The 16622-nt window shown below is 61.0% G+C and carries 16 protein-coding genes; 5 read left to right on the forward strand and 11 right to left on the reverse strand.

Going from position 1 to position 16622, the window contains the following annotated elements; genetic code table 11:
• Positions 1 to 60: 60 nt before the first annotated feature.
• Genes D3P04_RS12830 through D3P04_RS12850 form a run of 5 tightly spaced genes read left to right on the forward strand, consistent with a single transcriptional unit; the run spans position 61 to position 4625 of the window.
• Positions 61 to 870 carry an ABC transporter permease gene (locus D3P04_RS12830; protein WP_119749485.1) on the forward strand — a complete coding sequence of 270 codons (810 nt, stop codon included), beginning with the start codon at positions 61 to 63 and terminating at the stop codon, positions 868 to 870.
• Positions 867 to 1934: an NAD-dependent epimerase/dehydratase family protein gene (locus tag D3P04_RS12835; RefSeq protein ID WP_119749487.1), complete on the forward strand. Its 1068-nt coding sequence runs from the start codon at positions 867 to 869 to the stop codon at positions 1932 to 1934. The genes D3P04_RS12830 and D3P04_RS12835 overlap by 4 nt, the downstream gene beginning before the upstream one ends.
• Positions 1921 to 2754 (forward strand): GNAT family N-acetyltransferase, encoded by an 834-nt coding sequence (locus D3P04_RS12840; protein ID WP_119749489.1) that lies wholly within the window; start codon positions 1921 to 1923, stop codon positions 2752 to 2754. Before D3P04_RS12835 ends, D3P04_RS12840 begins: the two co-directional genes overlap by 14 nt.
• A 12-nt stretch (positions 2755 to 2766) precedes the next feature.
• Complete coding sequence (locus tag D3P04_RS12845; RefSeq protein WP_119749491.1) at positions 2767 to 3831, forward strand: dihydrodipicolinate synthase family protein; 1065 nt, start codon at positions 2767 to 2769, stop codon at positions 3829 to 3831.
• On the forward strand, positions 3828 to 4625 hold the full coding sequence (locus D3P04_RS12850; RefSeq protein ID WP_119749493.1) for an ABC transporter ATP-binding protein: 798 nt from the start codon (positions 3828 to 3830) through the stop codon (positions 4623 to 4625). Before D3P04_RS12845 ends, D3P04_RS12850 begins: the two co-directional genes overlap by 4 nt.
• 9 nt (positions 4626 to 4634) lie before the next feature.
• On the opposite strand, the gene trhA is transcribed toward D3P04_RS12850, so the two are convergent.
• The 11 genes from trhA to D3P04_RS12905 form a co-directional block, all read right to left on the reverse strand.
• A complete protein-coding gene (trhA, locus tag D3P04_RS12855) occupies positions 4635 to 5327 on the reverse strand; it encodes a PAQR family membrane homeostasis protein TrhA (RefSeq protein WP_220475326.1) in 693 nt (230 codons plus the stop codon).
• A gap of 154 nt (positions 5328 to 5481) precedes the next feature.
• The gene (locus D3P04_RS12860) at positions 5482 to 5775 is read right to left on the reverse strand and encodes a CcdB family protein (protein WP_119749495.1); all 294 of its coding nucleotides are present in this window, start codon (positions 5773 to 5775) and stop codon (positions 5482 to 5484) included.
• 11 nt (positions 5776 to 5786) lie between these two features.
• The gene (locus tag D3P04_RS12865; protein WP_119749497.1) at positions 5787 to 6008 is read right to left on the reverse strand and encodes a type II toxin-antitoxin system CcdA family antitoxin; all 222 of its coding nucleotides are present in this window, start codon (positions 6006 to 6008) and stop codon (positions 5787 to 5789) included.
• 107 nt (positions 6009 to 6115) lie between these two features.
• Positions 6116 to 7006 carry a dimethyl sulfoxide reductase anchor subunit family protein gene (locus tag D3P04_RS12870; RefSeq protein WP_119749499.1) on the reverse strand — a complete coding sequence of 297 codons (891 nt, stop codon included), beginning with the start codon at positions 7004 to 7006 and terminating at the stop codon, positions 6116 to 6118.
• Positions 7006 to 7779: a 4Fe-4S dicluster domain-containing protein gene (locus D3P04_RS12875; protein WP_119749501.1), complete on the reverse strand. Its 774-nt coding sequence runs from the start codon at positions 7777 to 7779 to the stop codon at positions 7006 to 7008. The genes D3P04_RS12870 and D3P04_RS12875 overlap by 1 nt, the downstream gene beginning before the upstream one ends.
• Positions 7776 to 10565 carry a molybdopterin oxidoreductase family protein gene (locus D3P04_RS12880; protein ID WP_119749503.1) on the reverse strand — a complete coding sequence of 930 codons (2790 nt, stop codon included), beginning with the start codon at positions 10563 to 10565 and terminating at the stop codon, positions 7776 to 7778. The genes D3P04_RS12875 and D3P04_RS12880 overlap by 4 nt, the downstream gene beginning before the upstream one ends.
• Positions 10562 to 11608 (reverse strand): phosphate acetyltransferase, encoded by a 1047-nt coding sequence (pta, locus tag D3P04_RS12885; protein ID WP_119749505.1) that lies wholly within the window; start codon positions 11606 to 11608, stop codon positions 10562 to 10564. The genes D3P04_RS12880 and pta overlap by 4 nt, the downstream gene beginning before the upstream one ends.
• A complete protein-coding gene (gene xsc, locus D3P04_RS12890; protein WP_119749507.1) occupies positions 11608 to 13386 on the reverse strand; it encodes a sulfoacetaldehyde acetyltransferase in 1779 nt (592 codons plus the stop codon). Before xsc ends, pta begins: the two co-directional genes overlap by 1 nt.
• A gap of 98 nt (positions 13387 to 13484) precedes the next feature.
• Positions 13485 to 14987: a tripartite tricarboxylate transporter permease gene (locus tag D3P04_RS12895; RefSeq protein WP_119749509.1), complete on the reverse strand. Its 1503-nt coding sequence runs from the start codon at positions 14985 to 14987 to the stop codon at positions 13485 to 13487.
• A gap of 16 nt (positions 14988 to 15003) precedes the next feature.
• A complete protein-coding gene (locus D3P04_RS12900; protein WP_119749511.1) occupies positions 15004 to 15606 on the reverse strand; it encodes a tripartite tricarboxylate transporter TctB family protein in 603 nt (200 codons plus the stop codon).
• A gap of 17 nt (positions 15607 to 15623) precedes the next feature.
• A complete protein-coding gene (locus D3P04_RS12905; protein WP_119749512.1) occupies positions 15624 to 16574 on the reverse strand; it encodes a tripartite tricarboxylate transporter substrate binding protein in 951 nt (316 codons plus the stop codon).
• Between the last annotated feature and the right edge of the window lie 48 nt (positions 16575 to 16622).

The raw sequence follows: 16622 nt of genomic DNA on the forward strand, positions 1-16622 counted from the left end.
CGATTTTGCGAATTAATGTGCCGTTACGAATTGGCATGCCGCGCAAAAAAGGGAACTGGAATGGTCTCAGTAACCGAGGTTTCACCCGCCGCAGAAATCGCCCGGCTGGAGCGGCGTCGCGCCAACCGGATGCGGCTCGTCGCGGTCATCGCGCATCTGACGGCGTTCGCGCTCTGGGAAATCGTCGTGCGGATGTTCGAGGTGCCGCGCTTCATCCTCCCGGCGCCCAGCGAGATTCTGTCCACGCTCGGCTCGGCCCAGTACGACTGGATCGGCAATAGCTGGGTCACCGGCCTCGAGATCGTCGGCGGCTATCTGCTCGCGCTGGTTCTGGGCGTCGTGACGGCATTGCTGTTTTCGTGGTCGCGGATCCTGCTGATGGTGCTTTTCCCGCTTCTGGTGACGCTTAACATGATCCCCAAGGTGGCGCTTGGGCCGCTGGTGATCGTGTGGTTCAGCTATGGCATCTCGACCAACATTCTGATCACATTCTCGCTCTGTTATTTCCCGATCCTGCTCACCACCGTACGCGGTCTGCGCGAGGTAGAGCCCGACCTGCTCGATCTGGTGAAATCGCTGCGCGGATCGCGCTGGCAGATGTTCCAGTACATCCAGCTTCCCGGCGCGTTGCCCTATATCATCTCGGGCATGAAGGTCGCCGCGATCCTGGCCGTTGCCGGCGCGGTCGTAGGTGAGTTCATCGCATCGGATCGCGGCCTTGGATATCTGATGATCCAGGTGCAGGCCGCGCTCGATACACCGGCGATGTTCATGGCTGTCATGCTCATCACGCTTATCGGCATCGCGCTTTATTTCGCGGTGCTGCTGCTCGAATACCTGATCGTTCCCAAAGATGCGAGGATGTCGTGAACGCTGATCCCAACCTGAACGATATCGAATTGCTGGATATCTCGCGCCTGCCCGATCGCTTTGAAGATCCGGAGCAACTGGACGATTTCCTGGCGCGTCCTTCGCGCGCTCTGGTCCAGGACATGGCCGCTCTGGACGGCGATGTCATGATCCTCGGCGCAAGCGGCAAGATGGGTCCGACATTAGCGCGGCTGGCCCGCAATGCCGCGCCCGGCAAGCGCGTCGTTGCCGTGGCACGCTACAGCGACCCTGCAGCCCGCGCCGAACTGGACAGGCATGGAGTCGAGACGATCGCCTGTGACATGCTCGACCGCACCGCGCTTGGGGCGCTGCCGAAGGTGCAGAACGTCGTCTTCATGGCCGGCCGCAAATTCGGCTCCGGCGGCAGCCAGCCGCAGACATGGGCGACCAACACGCATATGTCGGCGCTCGTCGCCGAGACCTTCAGTCAGTCGCGCATCGTCGCCTTCTCGACCGGCTGCGTCTATGCGTTCGCACCGGTGGACAGCATGGGATCGGACGAGACCTCGCCACTGGATCCGCCCGGCGAATATGCCCAATCCTGCATCGGACGCGAACGGATGTTCGAATATTTCTCGGGCGTCCATGGAACACCCGGCAGGCTATACAGGCTGAACTACGCGATCGACCTGCGCTACGGCGTGCTGCACGACGTGGCGGTGAAAGTGCGCGACGGCCTGCCGATCGACGTCTCCATGGGACATGTGAACGTGATCTGGCAGGGCGATGCCAATGCGATCGCGCTGCGTTGCCTGAAACAGGCGACCGTCCCGACAAGCCCGATCAACGTCACCGGCCCGGAAGTGATCTCGGTGCGCTGGCTTGCCGAAAGATTTGCGGAAAAGCTTGGCCGCGATGCCGTCATCACCGGTCAGGAAACACCGCAGGCTTGGCTATCCAATGCGCGCCTGTCCAACGGCCTCTTCGGCTACCCGCTGGTGTCGCTTGACAGGATGCTGGACTGGACGGCCGACTGGGTTTCCCGCGCAATGCCGTCCCACAACAAGCCGACGCATTTCGAGGCGCGCGATGGCGCATACTGAACAGCTCGCTCCGGTCATCCTGTCGGAGGGTCACGTCGAGCAAGCAATGGAATTGTCTGCGGAAGCCGGCTGGAACCAGCTTCCGGCGGATTGGCTGCTGTTCCTGAAACAGGGCCGGATATTCGGATTGTTCGACGGCGATGTGCTGATCGCCACGGCAGCAATCATGCCTTACGGGGACGATTTCGCATGGATCGGGATGGTGCTGACGCGCAAAGCCTGGCGCGGGCGCGGATTCGGGACATCCCTTCTGAAAACCTGCATTGCCGAACTGGAAGGTCAGGGCCGCAGCGCATGGCTTGATGCGACCCCATCCGGTGAGCCGATCTATCGGGGATTGGGTTTCGAGCCGGTCAGCGATTTTGCCCGCTGGCAGGGGGCCGGTACCGGGAACCGTGGAAATGATCTCCGGCCAGCCGATGCGGCCAAAACCGACGCTGCCGCGATCGAGGCTGCGAATGCTGCCTTCGGCGCCGATCGAACCGCATTCCTCCGCGATCTGGCCACCCGTTGCCCTGCCGCGCGCCAAAGCACGAAAGGCGCTTTCTCATTCGGACGCGACGGACGGATCGCCACGCAGATCGGCCCGGTGGTCGGAACCGATGACACGGCCGTCGCCGGGCTTGTCGATCATGTTCTCTCGGTACTCGAAGGTCCGGTTTTCCTCGATGTCGCAGAGCGTTGCAGAAAGCTGACCGAACTTCTGAAGGCCAGAGGGTTCACCCGTCAACGCCCTTTCCTCCGCATGAGGAAAGGCCCGCATGGAACTCCCGGAAACCCGCGCGACACCGCCGTGATCGCCGGACCGGAATTCGGATAGGACGTCTTTGACATGGGTCTTCATCATTCCAATCTGCCGCAAGACATTCTTGCCATCCTGCGCAAGGGCGCGGTGATCCCCGCGCATCCTCTGGCGCTCGACGCGAAGCGCAAATTCGACCCGGTCCGTCAGCGGGCATTGTCGCGCTATTATGTCGATGCGGGTTCGGGCGGGCTTGCCGTCGGCGTGCATACAACGCAGTTCGCCATTCGGGAAACAGGACTTTACGAACCGGTTCTCAAAGCTGCGGCGAACGACGCGGCCGCCTGGACGGATCGGCCGCTGGTGATGATCGCCGGCGTCGCGGGCAAGACGGCGCAGGCCGTCAACGAGGCGGTTATCGCCCGCGATCTCGGATATCATGCCGTACTTGTCAGCATGGGCGCAATGCGTGGCGCTTCGGGTGACGAGCTGATCGCCCATTGCGAAACCATTGCCCGCGAAATGCCGATCATTGGCTTCTATATGCAGACGGCGGTCGGCGGCATCGATCTTGATGCTGCGTTCTGGACCCGCTTCGCCGCCATCGACAACGCGATCGCGATCAAGGTGGCGCCGTTCAACCGCTATCGCACGCTCGACGTGATACGCGGGGTCGTGGAAGCCCGCGCGGAAGATCGCATCACGCTTTATACCGGCAATGACGATCACATCGTTGCCGATCTCGCCACGCCCTTCGATATTCCGCGCGGCAACGATATGGTGCGGTTGCGCTTCCGCGGCGGCCTGCTTGGCCATTGGTCGGTCTGGACGCGCAAGGCGGTCGAATTGCTGGACAGGATTCATGCGGCAATCGATGCCGGAGAGGCGATACCGGCGGAGCTTATGGGACTCGACGCGCGCGTGACCGACTGCAACGCGGCCTTTTTCGACGTCGCCAATTCCTTCGACGGCTGTATCGCCGGCTGCCATGAAGTGCTGCGCCGGCAAGGGCTTCTGGACGGCATCTGGTGTCTCGATCCGGAAGAAGGTCTTTCGCCCGGACAGGCCGCCGAGATCGACCGCATCTATGCCGCCCATCCCGACCTCGCCGACGACGATTTCGTCGTGGCCAACCGTGAAAGATGGCTATCATGAACACTGCCGCGCAAACCGCATCCCGAACCGACGCTTCGCCGCTGATCCGGCTGCAGAATGTACGCAAGGTCTACCGCACCGGAAGAACCGAGGCGCTTGCCATCTCGGACGTGACGCTTGACATCAACGAGGGCGATTTGCTTTCGGTCGTCGGGCCATCGGGATGCGGCAAGACGACCGTGCTGAAAATTCTGGCCGGGCTGCATGACGCGGATGGCGGCACGGTGAGCATCGGTGACGGTCACGGCTCATTCGTGGAGGGGCGCGATGTCGGCATGGTGTTTCAGCAACCGCTGCTGCTCAAATGGCGTACGATCTCGGATAACGTCATCTTGCCGGCCCAGATTCTCGGCCTGCCGATGAAAGCAGCGCGCGAACGCGCGCGCGATCTCCTGCAGATGGTTGGTCTGGGCCAGGCTGGCGACAAATATCCGTTCGAACTTTCGGGCGGCATGCAGCAGCGTGCCGCAATCGCGCGCGCCCTGATTCACGATCCGAAGCTGGTGCTCATGGATGAGCCGTTCGGCGCGCTTGACGCGATCACGCGCGAGAAAATGAACCTCGAGATGCTGCGCATCTGGCAAGAAAGCCGCAAGACATTCGTTTTCGTGACGCATGGTATCCAGGAAGCGATCTTCCTTGGCTCGCATTGTGCCGTGCTGACCGCCGGACCTGCGCGCATGGCCGATTTCTTCCGTATCGACCTGCCCCATCCCCGCCATCTCGACATCAAGACAAGCACAACGTTCGGCGACTACGTCAAAAGAGTCTATCGCCAGCTCGGCATGGAATAGAATCAGACGTCACGGCCGGTTGATCACCAGCAGATCCATCATCGCCGCCAGATGCAGCGCGGAACCCGAGACGACGAAACCGTGCCAGATGGCCGACTGGAATCGCAGGCTGCGCCAGACGAAGAAAAGAACCCCGATCGAATAGGCGACACCGCCCGCAATCGTCAGCCATATGGTGCTGGCTGGCAGGATTGCGGCAAGGTCGCCGGCGATCACGACTCCGCTCCAGCCGATGGCAAGGTAAAAGAGGATGGCCAGCCGGTCGAAGCGGCCGGGCAGAAACAGCTTCGCCGCAATGCCAAGCGTCGCGGCCACCCAGACGAACACAAGCATGGCCGCCGCAGACATACCGTCAAGCTGGGCGAGGAAAGGCGTATAGGTTCCCGCGATCAGAAGATAGATCGCGGCATGGTCGAAGCGGCGCAACACAGCTTTGACTGTTGAGACGGGCCACAGATTATAGGCGCAAGAGACCGAGAGCACCGTAAGCAGCGACGCGACGTAAAAGACGACGGCCACATATTCCGCAGGGGCCGCGCGCATGGCGGAAAGCGCCAGCAAAGCTGAACCCGCCGTAATCGCCAGCACGATGCCCACGGCATGCACGATGCCATCGGCCCATAATTCGGCACGCGAAATGCGAAAGCATTCGCGAAAGAGATCGGGCATCTCTGCCGGGGGACGATTGTTATCCTTCATCATGTCAATATGGCACTTTGCGGTGAAAATAATACCGGCGTTACTCTACGACAGAATCGCCTTCGATTCGATCTTTCCCATCCGCCATGGGACAAGTTGCTGTCGGTTGATCATTCTCCGGTGCCGGGTGACGCGCTGGACTGACGGAATAATCATGTCAAACGCCGTCAATCAGAATGTCCAGAGCTCGGTTGAGCGGATCACGCACATGATTGAGATTGCCGATGCAATCACGCAATTCCGACCCGGGCACGGCTGCTATTTCCTGAACCCTCACGATCCATCTACGTCCGCCGACCTCCACAGCGGGCGTTAATCCGGTAAGGGCGGCATAGGCTCCCTCTTGCCGAAGCGGCGCGACGATCCGGGTGGCTTCGATCCCGATCAGATCGGTCTGCAAATCGACGACAAGAAGATCATCAGACAGGCGAAAAACGTCAAACTGCGCCATTGAAAACCCGATCAGAAGCTGCGGTAACGCGCCAGCGGCACGCCATTCTGCTCGACCTCATGACTATATGCGTGAATTGCTTCGCGATTTTCCTCGCGCCACCGCCGATTGCGTTCCTCTTTGACGGCTGCGGCGATCGCGGATTCCGCCAAACGCGACATGTTGAGCCCGTATGCGCGCGCAGCCCGCGAGAGTTCTTCATCGATCGTCAGATTGACTTTGACGCGCCCCATGAAAGACCTCTTCTCACATAAGTATGGAACAGGAGTATATACTGACCGCATCAATTGCGCAATCTGCCACTGAACGCGGCGACAAGGCAAATCCTTTCATTGCCTTATCAGGTGCCAAGTGGCGCCGGAGCGTTCCCGTAATATAGCTGCACCACATGTTCCGCTTCGGCGAAGAACAGCCATCGCGATACACATATGCCGACAAGATGGAATGCGAAGGCCAGGATCAGTGAAACGATACCGCCTCCCAGGAAGATAAGCAGGACCGGAATCACGCCGAGGGCCACGATACAGATGACCTTCAGCTTCATGGCGTGGCGGCGGGCAACCTGAAAGCCGAACTCTTTCAGCAGATAATTGCTGCCGCTATGCGGGGCTTCGAAAAGCCGGATCCTTCCGGGCGTGCCCAGACCCGTCGCCGATGCGATGCTGTGACCGCGCTCCGCGAAGCGGCGATCACCGCGCAACCAGCAGGCAAGCTGAATCAGTGTCAGAACAAGCAGCAACAGGATTGCCGCCGCGCCTTGTCCTGACAGAATTGCTCCGGCGGTCAGTGCGGCGGCGGTGAAATAGATCGGTGTCAAAACCGTGTTCCACCGGGGAACAGTCGCCATCTGCGCATAGATCATCGAGGTGACGAAAACCGTCGCGATACACATCGCCGCGACCAGCCAGCCCAGAAGCACAAATCGGGTAGCGAAGAAAATCACGCCAATCGCATAAAACCCTGCGACCAGCAGGGTGGCGACCGCCGCCCATGCCTCACGGCTGAGCCAACTTGTCCGCCACTGGGTAAACGCCAGCAGGGCACGCTGCGGATTGCCAAGATGAAATGTCGATGAAATCAACCCGCCTACCGTCATCGAGAATGCCAGAGTGAATTGCCAGAAGGCCGTAAAACCGGTGTCCAATGACAATCCAAGGCCAAGAAACGCCAGATAGCCGAAGCCCGCTCCGGAAAGGACGGTGAAGATGATGACGGAAGGTGCCGGATGCATCAGATTTTCTCCAGCGCGCGGTCAAGCCAGGCAAAGAAGCTTTGCGAATCCGTCGCGCCGGCGGAAGGGCTGGCAAGGGGCTCGGATGTCGAAGTCGCGGTTCTCGGGCGCACGCCGTTCAGCCGATCCTTGGGCCGTGGCGGCAGATATTTGTTTACCGGGCGGGTTCCCATCTCGGGCATCAGGTCGAAGCCGCCCCGTTCAGCGACCAGTTGACTGACGGCGCTTTCCCTGTCGCCCAGATCGCCGAAATGACGGGCGCCGGCAGGACAGGTGCGAACGCAGGCGGGCACCCGGTCCTCCTCTGGCAGGTTCTCGTTATAGATACGGTCCACGCAGAGAGTACATTTCTTCATCACCCCTGCTGCGCTATCCATCTCACGCGCGCCATAGGGGCATGCCCAGGCACAAAGGCCGCAGCCGATACAGGCATCCTCGTTGACCAGTACGATACCGTCCTCGGCCCGCTTGTAGCTGGCGCCTGTCGGGCAGACGGTAACGCAGGGCGCGTCTTCGCAATGCAGGCAGGATTTGGGAAAATGCACGATCTGCGCGGGGCTGTTGTCCTCCGGTTCGATCTCGTAGCTGTGGACACGGTTGAGAAAACTGCCCGAAGGCTCGGCGCCATAGGCATCCATGTCGGATAGCGGCGCGCCGTAATTCTCGGTATTCCAGCCTTTGCAGCTGACGACGCAGGCATGGCAGCCGACACAGGTATCCAGATCGATCACCAGTCCCATCTTGCGTTCGGTACTTTGCGGCAAAGACGTCATTCGCTTACCTTCCATTGCAGGTTCTTCGGCCCCCGCCCCACCGGCGAGCCAATCGCGGCGAAGGCCGGATCGGTTTCAGTCTGCGGCGCGACTTTCTCGATGCTGACGCGCAGATCGAACCATGCCGCCTGACCGGTGATCGGGTCGGAATTCGACCAGCGAAGGCCATCGCCACGCGGCGGCAGCAATTCATGGATAAGATGGTTCAGCAAAAAGCCTCGTGTCGCTTCGGGGGCATCGGGGTCCAGAGCCCAGGCCCCTTTGCGTTTACCAATCGCGTTCCATGTCCAGACCGTTTTCGCGTTCAGCCCGCCATGCAGCGCGACCGGCACGGTGATGCTGCCGTGGACCGAACTGACCCGCGCCCAGTCGCCATCCTGAAAGCCATACCGGTCCCAGACATCGCGCGGGACATAAAGCGGGTTATGACCGTGAATCTGGCGCAGCCATGCGTTCTGGCTGCCCCAGCTGTGATACATCGCCATCGGGCGCTGCGTCAACGCATGCAGGGGATAATCCGCGGGATCGGCATGTTCTTCTTCGAATGGCGGATACCAGATCGGCAGCGGGTCCATGATCCGGCGCAATTGTCCACGCAGATGATCCGGCGGCTGCCGTTCGCCATGTCCCTCGGCGGCACGCTGGAATTTGCGCATCGTTTCAAGATACAGGTTGAACAGATAGGGCTGCGGCTTGTCGTAGAAGCCCATGCCCACCGCCCAATCCTGATAGACCATGTTCCACGGCTTGTAGAAACCGGCCTCCCCGGGGATATGGTTCACAAAGAAGCCGCCATTCTCGATATAGCGCTGCAACTGGTCCGGGTTCGGTGCTCCGCGTCCGGTCTGATCGCCATTGCCGCGAAAGCCGGACAGCGGACCGATGCCGGGCTTGCGTTCATGATTCACGATATAATCGGCATAGTCGCGCCATTTCGGCGCTTTGCCCTCGTCCACGAATCCCGGCAATTCCATAAGATTCGCCAATTGGATCAGAACGGTCTGGAAGCCGCGCACATCGCGATCCGGCTCGACCACCGGCCAGCGGATCGCATCCGCCGCAGCCTCGGCCTCGCAGATCGGGCGATCCAGCAGGCTGATGCAATCATATCGTTCCAGATAGGTCGTGTCCGGCAGGATCAGATCGGCATAGGCAACCATTTCGGAACTGTAGGCATCGGAATAGATGATCCGCGGGATGACGTAATCGCCGTTTTCATCCGTATCGGTCAGCATCTCGATGACGCCACGGGTATTCATCGAGGAATTCCACGACATGTTGGCCATATACAGGAACAGCGTGTCGATCGGATAGGGATCGCCCGCATGGGCGTTCGAGATGACCATATGCATCAGCCCATGCGCCGACATCGGATTTTCCCAGGTGAACGCCTTATCGATCCGCGCAGGGGTGCCGTCCTCGGTCAGGGCCAAATCCTCGGGACCTCTTACGAAACCCAGATGCGGGCCGTCCAGCGGGCAATCGGGCTGCGTCTTGCAATGCGGCACGGGATGCGCCTCGACGGGCTTGGGGTAAGGCGGCTTGAAACGGAAGCCGCCCGGCACCTCGACCGAGCCCAGCAGGATCTGCAGCACATGCAGCGCCCGGCAAGTCTGGAACCCGTTGGAATGCGCCGAGATACCGCGCATCGCATGGAAAGCGACGGGGCGTCCTGTCATGGTTTCGTGCCTTTCGCCGCGAAAATCGGTCCAGGCACGATCCAGGGTGATTTCCTCTTCAAACGCCACGCGGGCTATCTCATCCGCGATGGCGCGGATGCGCTGGGCCGGGATGCCGCAGCGATCGGCCACGGCTTCGGGCGCATATTCCTGGCACAGATAACGTTTCGCCATCAGTTGCAGCACGGTCTGGTGACCGGGATGGCGGGCATTTGGATCGGGGCGCACGGCCTTGCGGTCAAAGGGCGCAAGCTCGCCGGTCGCGCGGTCGATGACCAGTGTCTTGCCATCACTGTCGCGCAGGAACAGACCGGTTTCGTCATCGACCAGCAGCGGCGCATCGGTGTAGCGGGCCAGATAGTTGAGATCGATCCTGCCCGCCGACATCAGGCAATGGATCAGCGACAGGATGAACAGCCCGTCGGTGCCCGGCGTAATACCCAGCCATTCGTCGGCCACCGCATTATAGCCCGACCGGATCGGGTTGACGCCGATCACCCGCGCGCCGCGCGCCTTCAGCCTGCCGATGCCCATCTTGATCGGATTGCTGTCATGGTCCTCGGCCACGCCGAACAGCATGAACAGCCGGGTTCGCTCCCAGTCGGGCTGGCCGAACTCCCAGAACGCGCCGCCCATCGTATAGATCCCCGCCGTCGCCATGTTGACCGAACAGAAACCGCCATGCGCGGCATAGTTCGGCGTCCCGAATGCCTGGGCCCAGAAGCTGGTGAAGGACTGGGATTGATCCCGCCCGGTAAAGAAGGCGAGTTTCGAAGGATCGGTTCCGCGAATCCGGCTTAGCCAGTCGCCGGCGATGCCAAGAGCTTCCTCCCATGATATTTCCTCGAACTCGCCCGATCCGCGCGGCCCGACCCGGCGCAGTGGCGCGCGCAACCGCGAGGGGGCATTGACCTGCATGATGCCCGCCGAGCCCTTCGCGCACAGGACGCCCCGGTTCACCGGATGGTCCCGATTGCCCTCGATATAGGCAACGCGGCCGTCCTTCATGTGGACATTGATGCCGCAGCGGCAGGCGCACATGTAACAGGTCGTCTTGCGAACCTCGTCCGAAACCTTGGGCGACGTGTCGAGCTGGGGCTGGGTCATGGCAGGGCTGCTCCTTGGCGGACAGGTTGCGGCTGGGTCGTGGAATGGCTGGCCGCCTGAAGGGCAGTCAACGCGATCATATGAAATACGTCTTCGGCGGAACAACCGCGCGACAAGTCGTTTGCAGGCTGCGCCAGCCCTTGCAGAACGGGTCCGATGGCGATCGCTCCTCCCAGTCTCTGGGCGATTTTATAACCGATATTGCCAGCATCCAGATTGGGAAAGATAAACACATTCGCGTTTCCGGCGATGGGCGAATCCGGGGCTTTCCTCTGTGCCACCTCGGGCAGAAGCGCGGCATCGAACTGCAATTCACCGTCGATCAGCAGCTTCGGCGCCCGCTGCCGCGCCAGTCGCGTAGCTTCGGAAACCTTTTCCGACAAGCTATGCGATGCGCTGCCATGAGTCGAGAATGACAACATGGCGACCCGCGCCGCCTTGCCCGTCAGGCTAGTATAGGAAGATGCCGAATCCAGGGCGATCTGCGCCAGTTGTTCAGCGTCCGGATCTATCACCAGACCCGCGTCGGAAAATATGCAACCATGATTCCTGCCATCGGCACGGTCGCAGAACATCATCAGGAAATAGCTCGAGACAAGCCTGCTGCCCGGCGCCGGACCAATAACCTGCAACGCGGTCCGGACGATCTGGGCGGTCGACAAGACCGCGCCGCCCACCGTGCCATCTGCATAACCCGCACGAACCATAAGCGCCGCATGGACATGCGGCAGACGGGCTGTCCGTTCGGCCTCGTCAGGCGTAACGCCCTTGCCGCGGCGAAGATGATGGAACAGCATCGCCAGTTCTTCCGAAAACGGAGTGGCCGCAGGATCGAGGATGCGCAAGCGATCACTCTCGCCGCTCCCCGCCTCGGCCAGACGCGCGGCCACGGCATCGGGCGCGCCCAGCAGGGTGACATCCGCCACCCCCCGCTCCACCGCCAGCGCCGCGCCCTGTGCGATCCGTGAATCGTCACCCTCGGGCAGGACGATATGGCGGCGGGCATCCTGGGCACGCAGCAGAATATCGGCCAGCAGCTTCATCAGACGATTTCGGGCAATCGCATGTCGGCGGCATCTATTCCGGCCACGACAACCGGTTTCTTCATGGCGTCACGACGGAAGGGCTCGCCCAGCTCCTGATTCAGCAGCACCTCGATGAAGGTGGTTTTCCTGTCCTTCATCTGCGCCTCGACAGCGTCATGCAACGCGGCGGTCAGATCCGTCATATCACGCACCTGCACGCCCTCGACGCCGCAAGCCCGCGCAATATCGGCATAGCGGACATTCTGCGACAATTCGGTGCCAACGAAGTTATCGTCGAACCAAAGGGTTGTGTTCCGCTTTTCCGCGCCCCACTGATAATTGCGAAAGACCACCATGGTGATCGCCGGCCAGCCATCCCGGGCAAGCGAGACCATCTCGTTCATCGATATCCCGAATGCGCCATCCCCCGCGAAACCGATCACCGGAATATCCGGACAGCCGATCTTGGCCCCCAGGATCGCCGGAAAACCGTAACCGCAAGGACCGAACAGGCCCGGAGCGAGATATTTCCGCCCCGCCTCGAAACCGGGATAGGCGTTGCCTATGGCGCAGTTATTGCCGATATCGCTGCTGATGATCGCATCTTTCGGCATCGCGGACTGGATGGCGCGCCATGCCATGCGCGGAGACATCCGGTCGGAATCCCGTTTGCGGGCACGCGCGTTCCAGTCGGTGCCGGGATCGTCGTCCTCGTGATCGAGGCTGGACAATTCCTGTGCCCAGCGGGATTTGGTCGTCGAAATCAGTTCGCGCCGCTCCTGGCGACCCTGATCACCGGCGGTCCCCGATAGCTGCGACAGGATCCGCCGCGCCACCTTGCCCGCATCGCCGACGATCCCGACGGATACCGGCTTTGTCAGCCCGATCCGGTCGGCATTGATATCGACCTGGATGATCTTCGCATCCTTCGGCCAGTAGTCGATCCCGTAGCCCGGCAGGGTCGAGAACGGATTGAGCCGCGTGCCAAGCGCCAGCACCACATCAGCTTTGGAAATCAGCTCCATCGCCGCCTTGCTGCCATTATAGCCAAGTGGCCCGACAGCCAGCGGATGCGACTGCGGGAAGGCGTCGTTATGCTGATAGCCGCAGCACACCGGCGCATCGAGCCGCTCGGCCAAGGCACGGGAATCGCCGATGCCATTGGCCAGCACCACACCGGCACCGTTCAGGATCACGGGGAAACGCGCCTTGGACAACAGGCTGGCCGCTTTCGAAATGGCTTCCTCGCCGCCACCGGGGCGCTCGAACTCGACGATCTGCGGCAGATCGATATCGATGACCTGCGTCCAGAAATCGCGAGGCACGTTGATCTGTGCCGGAGCCGAAGCCCGCCTGGCCTGCAGGATCACCCGGTTCAGCACCTCGGCCATGCGCGAGGGATCGCGGACCTCCTCCTGATAGGCGACCATATCCTCCATCAGGGCCATTTGTTCGACCTCCTGAAAGCCGCCCTGCCCGATGGTCTTGTTGGCCGCTTGCGGGGTCACGACCAGCAACGGAGTATGATTCCAGTAGGCGGTCTTCACAGGCGTCACCAGCGACGTAATGCCCGGCCCGTTCTGCGCAACCAGCATCGACATGCGGCCGGTCGCGCGGCTGTATCCATCCGCCATCATCCCCGCATTGCATTCATGCGCGCAGTCCCAGAAGGTGATGCCCGCTTTGGGAAACAGGTCCGAGATCGGCATCATGGCCGAGCCGATAATCCCGAATGCATGCTGGATGCCGTGCATTTGCAGGGTTTTGACGAATGCTTCCTCGGTAGTCATTTTCATGGGTGATTTCCTTCTTCGGTCTCTGGCCAGAAGCGGTCGATCCGATCCGGCAAGCGGATTTGATTTGCCTTGCGTGGGTTCAACTGAAGCCTTCCCGTTCAGGAGGCTGCGGAGCGGCGCCCGATCCGCGCCCTGACCGACGGCCATAGCGACCACAGCACGAAAAGGGCGGCGATAAACAGGATCGACCCACTGATCGGCCGGCTGAAGAACACGGTATAATCCTGATGCGAATTGGCGACCGATGTCAGGAAATAGCGCTCTGCCAGCGGCCCGAGGATCACGCCCAGAACCAGCGGCGCCGAGGGGAAGCCCACCCGCTTCATCACCCAGCCGATAACCCCGAAGACGAGGCAGACATAAACGTCGAAGATATTGTTCCTGACCCCATAGGCGCCGATCAGGCTCAGGATCACGATGAAGCCGGCCAGAATTGCCGGCGGCGTTCGCATCAGAAACGAAAATATCTGCGCGACGCCGACGCCAGCCCCGATCATCAGGATATTGGCGATGATCATCGCCGCAAAGATGGTATAGACCATGGACGGGTCCATAACGAACAAGAGCGGACCGGGATTGACGCCCTGCAACATCATCGCGGCAAGCATGATCGCGGTTGCCGCACTGCCCGGAATTCCCAGTGTCAGAAGCGGTATCATCGCAGCCCCGGTGGTGGCATTCTTGGCGGCTTCCGGCGCAGCCAGACCGCCCTCGACGCCGGTGCCGAACTCGGCTCCGCGCGGATTGACCTGCTTTTCGACCCCGTAGGCTATGACAGCCCCCGGCGTCGCGCCCGCGCCCGGAATGATACCGATGATGCAGCCCAGCCCCGAGCCGCGCAGGATCGCGCCCTTGACGCCAAGTATGTCGTGGAAACTGGCGCCGACCGCCTTGCCCTCGGTTTTCTTGGGGCGCAGATCGCGATCCGTGGCGACCAGATCGATGACCTCGCCGATGGCGAAAAGGCCGATCATGACGACAACGAAGCGAATGCCGCTTTCGATTTCAGGCACACCGAAACTGAAACGGGCCTGTCCGAAAAGCGGATCGACTCCGACCGTACCGATGGCCATGCCTATCAATAGCGAGATCATGGTGATGACCGGCTTGTCCTTCGCAATAGCGATCACGCTGACCAGCCCCAATACCGTCGCGGCAAAGAATTCGGGTTGCGAAAATTTCATCGCGAAACTGGCGAAGGGCGCAGAAAGAAATGTCAGCATCAGGGCACTGATCAGCCCCCCGACGGCCGAGGCGGTGACGGCGATGGTCAGTGCCCGCTTGACCTGCCCCTTCTTGGTCATCGCATAGCCGTCCCATGTGGCGGGCAATGACGCCGGAGTTCCCGGCACGTTGATCATGATCGCCGAGATCGAGCCTCCGAAGACGCCTCCGACATAGATGCCACCCAGAAACAGCATCGCGTGGGTGACATCCATCGTATAGGTGAAGGGCAGCGCCATCGCCATTGCGTTGACAAAGGAAATCCCCGGCAGCGCGCCCGCGATCACGCCAACGAGCAAACCGATGACAACGGTCAGGAAGGCGGCGATCTGGAAGACGGACTGAAAGCCGCCCAAGATGAATTCAAGGGTCTGCATCACATGCGTCCTTCTCTCAATAGATCCCGATAAGCTGCAATAGCGCGATGGTGAAACCCTCGAACGGCCCCATGCCACGGCTTAGCGGCATCAACGCCAGACCCATGAACACCCATAGAAGCGCAACCGTGCCGATACCCGGAACCAGCAGCATTACCAGCGGATTGCGCAGCCCCCCGTAGAGGCACCAGATGAACAGGAACAGCATCGTCGCGAGCGGGAAGCCCAGGACGGGCAGCAACCAGCCAAAGGCAATCACCAGCACGATGCCGATAATCGCCTTGCCATAGTGATAAACGTCCTCGTCATGCGGGGCGGAGAGGCTGGCCGATTTCCTCGACTTGGCAAAGCCCCAGATCTCGATCGCCAGCCAGATCGCCGAAAAAACAGCAAGCGCCGCAAGAACCGCACCGGGCCAGGCACCGGGGCCAAGGCCCGGAAGGCTGCCTCGCTGGCCGGCATGAAACATGAAACCAGGCAAAATCAATGACGCCAACAGCAGCAAGGCCGGAACCAGCACCGGGATCAACCGCGCCGTTATTCCTTCGCCCTGCTGATTTTCGCTCGTATTGCTTTGGCTATCCCTTTCGGGCGCTCCATCTGCGTAAGAATCTGTCATTGCTGCCTCGCCCCGCCTTAGCTTTCAAGCTGCTCGGTGATCAGTTGCAGGAAATCCGTGACCATGCTCTGCGCTGCATCGCCGGTCACCGGCTCGATGCAACTGTAGGTTTCCGTGCAAAAATTCTGCCATTCCTCGCTGGCAAGAACATTTCCCAGCGCAGCTTCAAGTTTCTCAACGATGGCCGGGTCGGTACCGGCGCGCACGGCAATCGCACGGAAATTATCCAGCCCCGAAATGTCGTGCCCCAGCTCGGTCGCCGTCGGCACATCGGGAAATGCCGGATGACGCTCCGCCGAGAAGGCCACGATCGGCTTCAGCTGCCCGGCCTCGATAAATTGCGCGATATCGCCCGGTTCTTCATACAGTACCGCCGTATGCCCACCGATAGGCGAGGCATAACGTTCGCCCGGGGCCTGGAAGGGCACATTCTCCATCTGGATGCCATCCCTGGCCAGCAACTTGAGCGTGACATCGTCCTGCGTGCCATAGCCCGAGGTCGCGACGGTCAATTCCCCGGGATTGGCCTTGGCATATGCAAAGAGATCTTCGGCGGTCTGATGTGGACTATTGGCCGCGACGAACAGAAATGACGGAGAGTTCTGCACGACCGAAAGCACATGGAAATCCTCGGGCTTGCTGTCGCCCAGCCCTGCCGCCCAAGAAGCGACCGTCAGCGAGATCAAGGTACCGATCGTATAGCCGTCAGCAGGATCGGTGCGCATCTGCGTCAGCCCGGCATTACCCGAAGCGCCCGCGACATTGGAGGCCGGGATGGACACCCCAAGCTCTGCCTCCAGCATCTTCCCGATCTGGCGGCCCATGATATCCGTGCCACCGCCGGGACCAAAGGCCACCACCATCTGAATGGGCCGCTGGGGATAGTCCTGCGCCATCGTCGCCGGCGTGATCAGCCCCGCCGTGACAGCGCCGGCCAGCACCGTTTTAAGTGAATGATACAGCGTCATTTATGTCTCCTCCCTTTGTGACCGACATCCCTCATGGGGCTCCCCCGC

The sequence above is a fragment of the Paracoccus onubensis genome (assembly GCF_003591515.1).
GTDB classification, from domain to species: Bacteria; Pseudomonadota; Alphaproteobacteria; order Rhodobacterales; family Rhodobacteraceae; genus Paracoccus; species Paracoccus onubensis.

Coding starts and splice junctions, on each gene's coding strand:
- D3P04_RS12830 (WP_119749485.1), top strand. CDS start 61: ATGGTCTCAGTAACCGAGGTTTCACCCGCCGCAGAAATCGCCCGGCTG.
- D3P04_RS12840 (WP_119749489.1), top strand. CDS start 1,921: ATGGCGCATACTGAACAGCTCGCTCCGGTCATCCTGTCGGAGGGTCAC.
- D3P04_RS12845 (WP_119749491.1), top strand. CDS start 2,767: ATGGGTCTTCATCATTCCAATCTGCCGCAAGACATTCTTGCCATCCTG.
- D3P04_RS12850 (WP_119749493.1), top strand. CDS start 3,828: ATGAACACTGCCGCGCAAACCGCATCCCGAACCGACGCTTCGCCGCTG.
- trhA (WP_220475326.1), bottom strand. CDS start 5,327: ATGATGAAGGATAACAATCGTCCCCCGGCAGAGATGCCCGATCTCTTT.
- D3P04_RS12860 (WP_119749495.1), bottom strand. CDS start 5,775: ATGGCGCAGTTTGACGTTTTTCGCCTGTCTGATGATCTTCTTGTCGTC.
- D3P04_RS12865 (WP_119749497.1), bottom strand. CDS start 6,008: ATGGGGCGCGTCAAAGTCAATCTGACGATCGATGAAGAACTCTCGCGG.
- D3P04_RS12870 (WP_119749499.1), bottom strand. CDS start 7,006: ATGCATCCGGCACCTTCCGTCATCATCTTCACCGTCCTTTCCGGAGCG.
- D3P04_RS12875 (WP_119749501.1), bottom strand. CDS start 7,779: ATGACGTCTTTGCCGCAAAGTACCGAACGCAAGATGGGACTGGTGATC.
- D3P04_RS12880 (WP_119749503.1), bottom strand. CDS start 10,565: ATGACCCAGCCCCAGCTCGACACGTCGCCCAAGGTTTCGGACGAGGTT.
- pta (WP_119749505.1), bottom strand. CDS start 11,608: ATGAAGCTGCTGGCCGATATTCTGCTGCGTGCCCAGGATGCCCGCCGC.
- xsc (WP_119749507.1), bottom strand. CDS start 13,386: ATGAAAATGACTACCGAGGAAGCATTCGTCAAAACCCTGCAAATGCAC.
- D3P04_RS12895 (WP_119749509.1), bottom strand. CDS start 14,987: ATGCAGACCCTTGAATTCATCTTGGGCGGCTTTCAGTCCGTCTTCCAG.
- D3P04_RS12900 (WP_119749511.1), bottom strand. CDS start 15,606: ATGACAGATTCTTACGCAGATGGAGCGCCCGAAAGGGATAGCCAAAGC.
- D3P04_RS12905 (WP_119749512.1), bottom strand. CDS start 16,574: ATGACGCTGTATCATTCACTTAAAACGGTGCTGGCCGGCGCTGTCACG.